General features: G+C 56.5%; 3 protein-coding genes, 1 tRNA gene and 2 pseudogenes. 4 read left to right on the top strand and 2 right to left on the bottom strand.

The features are described 5' to 3' along the window. The first annotated feature begins 654 nt into the window (after positions 1-654). Positions 655-1,038 carry a DUF3551 domain-containing protein gene (locus IVA82_RS01320; RefSeq protein ID WP_247386357.1) on the top strand — a complete coding sequence of 128 codons (384 nt, stop codon included), beginning with the start codon at positions 655-657 and terminating at the stop codon, positions 1,036-1,038. 98 nt (positions 1,039-1,136) lie between these two features. Further along, positions 1,137-1,487 carry a hypothetical protein gene (locus IVA82_RS01325; protein WP_247386359.1) on the top strand — a complete coding sequence of 117 codons (351 nt, stop codon included), beginning with the start codon at positions 1,137-1,139 and terminating at the stop codon, positions 1,485-1,487. 89 nt (positions 1,488-1,576) lie between these two features. Here the strand turns inward: IVA82_RS01325 and IVA82_RS01330 are convergent. Beyond that, a pseudogene (locus IVA82_RS01330) lies at positions 1,577-2,405 on the bottom strand (substrate-binding domain-containing protein). Between the two features lie 68 nt (positions 2,406-2,473). Then, positions 2,474-2,570 (bottom strand) — tRNA-OTHER (locus IVA82_RS01335). Positions 2,571-2,977: 407 nt separating this feature from the next. Here IVA82_RS01335 and IVA82_RS01340 point away from each other — a divergent pair. Then, the gene (locus IVA82_RS01340) at positions 2,978-3,448 is read left to right on the top strand and encodes a hypothetical protein (RefSeq protein ID WP_247386451.1); all 471 of its coding nucleotides are present in this window, start codon (positions 2,978-2,980) and stop codon (positions 3,446-3,448) included. A 245-nt stretch (positions 3,449-3,693) separates the two neighbouring features. Then, a pseudogene (locus IVA82_RS01345) lies at positions 3,694-3,861 on the top strand (IS110 family transposase); the annotation flags it as partial. Between the last annotated feature and the right edge of the window lie 97 nt (positions 3,862-3,958).

Consider the following 3,958-nt stretch of genomic DNA (forward strand, 5'->3'; position numbering starts at 1 on the left):
CCTACTTCAACCTTCCGCCGCTCCGCGTGGCGGCCTAATCTCGGCAGAGGCTCCACTTATCGACGCGGAAAGTCTGTTCAGACAAGCGGGACCAGCTCTACCAGCGCACCGCCGAGACACAGCGACAATGCAAATATTTTCCTGAGCACGTCACATCCCCCTGCGTTTGATAAACTTTCCACCCTCATTCGACACGTCGCGAGCGAGATTCGCAATAGCCTCATGTCCCGCCGACCTCCCGTTGCCCTACGCCACACGTGGAGCGACCCTATTGCGCGGCCAAGAGTTATTGGCCTCGCAACGATCCTCTCGTGCGCCCCCGTATCGGTCCATACAACATTCGCGGGAAGTCGCTCATATCAAGGTATGACTGATCATAACGAAGCGATTGTGGCGATCTCCAGCCCATTGGCGAGACCGCGGCCCGAACTCTCTCATTCATGGCAATTTGGCGCTGCCATAATGGCCCGCAGCCTTGAGCTGGCACCAATGGCGCGCTTGCATTCCGATAGCACAAATGCCTACGAGCTGCAGCCCTCGTCCCAACAGGCATTCTCAACTATACCCGCGTATTAACTGCATTAAGCCGATAGACGATCGATTTCTCTTGCCCGTATGTCAACGTTGGTCGTTGGATAAGTCGAGGAGATTCCGATGAAGAGTATTCGTTGTTCGGTGTTGACCGCGGCCGCTGCGCTTCCAATTTTGCTTTTCGCTTCTTTGTTGAGCGAACCGGCATTGGGACGCTCGGCTCCGTCGGCTGAGCATTACTGCATGGTGTTCTATACGCACGGTTCAGATTGCGGCTTTACGAGTGAGAAACAGTGCTTGGCGACCGCGTTAGGAATCGGAGCCCAGTGTTTTGAGACACCATCATCAACGAGTTCCGCAAGTCTTTATGGGAGCGTTTCGATGGGGATTCGGGACGCACATGGAGCATACGCAAGGCCAGTTCGCCATTATGACGGCAGCGCTTCACTAGGGATTCGGGAGGGGCACGGAGCCTATGCAGGCCCGGCGCATCGCAAGCTCCAGTAGATAATAGGAAGATAGCTCCTGGAGACGGACAAGTGGTCCACCCGAGACTTCAACAGAGCAAACCTGACGTCACCCGAAGCAAATGGTGGAGGCCAACGATGTTCGAGGCTAGAATTGCGGGGTTGGCGTTTGGTTTAGCCGTACTCGCGACATCAGCGGCTGCTCATGATGATGGCCGATTTGCAAACTCTCCGCTGAAGCCATGGTTTGAGAGTCTTCAAGCGGGTTCTGGAAAGTGCTGCACGGACGCTGACGGCTATATGGTTGCCGATGTGGATTGGGAATCGGATCGGGGTCGTTATCGGGTGCGCATCGACGACGCATGGGTTGAAGTACCAGACGGCGCCCTTGTGACAGGACCGAACCGCTTCGGCCGTACGATGGTTTGGAAGCACTATCTCGACGGGCGTCCACAGGTGAGGTGCTTCATGCCCGGGAGCATGAGCTGAGACCGCTTCAGGTTCCAAAGACTTGCCAGCCGAAGTGGTTCAGTCTCGTTCGTTTTGAGTCTTGGAAGGGCGAGTTCAGTTCGTGACCCTCAAGCATTAGGGTCATTTGCATTCGGATAGAACGGTTGCTCACCGCCAAGTTTGAAGTCGGCGATTGCCTTTTGTCCCTCCGGCGAAATTAGCCAATCTATGAAGCGTTGGCCCGCGACCTGATTCACGGAAGCGTATTTCGTCGGATTGACCAGTATTGCACCATACTGGTTGAAGAGCCGCTTATCGCTTTCGACCAGAATAGTAAGATCGCCCCGATTTTTAAACGCCAGCCAAGTGCCGCGGTCTGAAATTACGTATGCGTTCGATGACGCGGCGTTGTTCAGCGCTGCACCCATGCCCTGCCCTATCTCTTTGTACCGCGCACCGCGCAGACCCGTGAGTTCGACGCCTGCTTCCTTCCAGAGGCCAAGCTCGGCAAGGTGAGTTCCGGACCGGTCCCCGCGGGAAATGAAAGGCGCGCCCCTTTCTTTTATAATTTGCAGCGCCGCCACAATGTCGCGGCCCTTAATACCTGCCGGATCGTCCTTGGGGCCGATCAACACGAGTCGTTATACATGATCGGATACCGCTTCAAACCGGACCCGTCGGCTACGAACTTTTCTTCGGCTCCTCTGGCATGAACAAAGACCACGTCGGCGTCGCCGCGACGTCCTGTGTCAAGTGCCTGCCCCGTGCCTTGCGCAACCACCTTGACCTGGATGCCGGTCCTCTGCTGAACAATCGGTAACAAGTAGCGAAACAGACCCGAGTCTGCGACGTTGTCGACGCCACAATAATCGTTTGGTCCTGGCCTCTCGCCGGAACGCTCAGCAACGCCAGTATCAGGAATGCAACCATGTGCAACGAGGTGAGCGAGTGCTTCATGTCGGATCCTCTGAAACCCCTATAGCCAAACAAAATGCCGGCCATTTACCGCGAATTTATGCAGAAAGTGGCGGAAGAGAGCGGGAGTTGAACCCACCTGAGACAACCTCTCAATGTCCCACTCGAATGTGAATTCGAGCGTCCCACCAGGGACGGTTCTCTTCCATTGTTTTCATCCGCTATCGACCATTCGAAGCTCGAGTTCAGAACAACGGGTGAAACCCCTTTATTGACGAAGGTCCCCCACCGCTTTACCCACCGCATGCGAGCCTCACCAAAGGCCCATCCGCATACGCACATGCTCGGCTCGGTTCGGCTCGGCTCGGCTCGGCTCGGCTCGGTGGGTTGTAGCCGCGCTTCCAGTTCGAAGTCCCTTATACGTTGATATGATCGGCTTGTTCCGATGGTTGGATCAACGCATGCGAAGGTCGCCGGTACCGTGTTTTTCGGTGATTCGGCGAGAACGACCAGACGATACAAGCGATTCGATCCGGTCGTCCGCGGGCGGAGGCTCCGCTCTCATATCCCGGGAGTTAGGTGTGAATTCGGTTCGAGTGTTCGTTGCGATTTGTATGGTGACGGTTTCAGCGCCAACCCTGCTGGTGAAGACTGAAGCGCGTGCCGCCGCAGTTCGGATAGTGGATGATCCTGGCGGCCGGATCGGAGATTATGTGGTGCGATACCAGGCCCTACGCGCGGCAGGCGATGTGATTGTAATCGACGGATATTGTGCGTCGGCCTGCACAATTGTTCTGGGTGCGATTCCTCGGGATAGGATTTGTGTAACTCATCGCGCCGAGCTTCTTTTTCATGCCGCCTATGACGCGGGGCCGCACGACAGCAGGTTGCCAAACAGGGCAGCCACTGAGAGTCTGTACTCAATGTATCCGGCCGAAGTTCAGCGCTGGATAGACCTGCATGGGGGACTAACTCGGCGCGGGGTGCTGCTAAGAGGGCGTACGCTCGCTGCGATGTACCGGCCATGCAGTATCCATGGTACTCTACAGGCCCAGAGGCAGCTGCCTGCTCGTTCTTCCAACTAGTCTCTTCCGAGGTCCGCACCAACATCTTCGTCGACTGCGCAAGAGCGCCGCTCGAGTTAATCCCAACGAGCGACGATGATAGATGCCGAAGCTGATTGGGCTCGCCGAAGCGTCCGACAGTTAACTAGATGCCGTAATGGGCCCTGCTCCGAGCAAGGGGTCATGATGGTGGCTGTCCCCCGATAGATGATGAAACGGGGTCACGACTTGAGTCGGCCCCAAGCATCTAGAGACGGAGGACAGCCGTGGAGAACTATGCCGGAATCGACGTGTCATTGGAACTGTCGAGCGTTTGCGTTGTGGATGCCCAGGGTAAGATCCTGAAGGAGGCGAAGGTCGCGAGCGAACCCGACGCTTTAGTCGAGTTTTTCGAGAGGCTTGGCTTTGCAGTAAAGCGAATTGGGCTGGAGGCTGCGGCGCGGCAATCAGGATGGAAGTGCAGCGTCAATCAGGATGAGAGAGCTTCGCCGGGCTCGTGACGCAGGGAGGGCGTAGCCCGACCGGAGTTAC

Source organism: Bradyrhizobium sp. 142 (genome assembly GCF_023074015.1).
Lineage (GTDB): Bacteria > Pseudomonadota > Alphaproteobacteria > Rhizobiales > Xanthobacteraceae > Bradyrhizobium.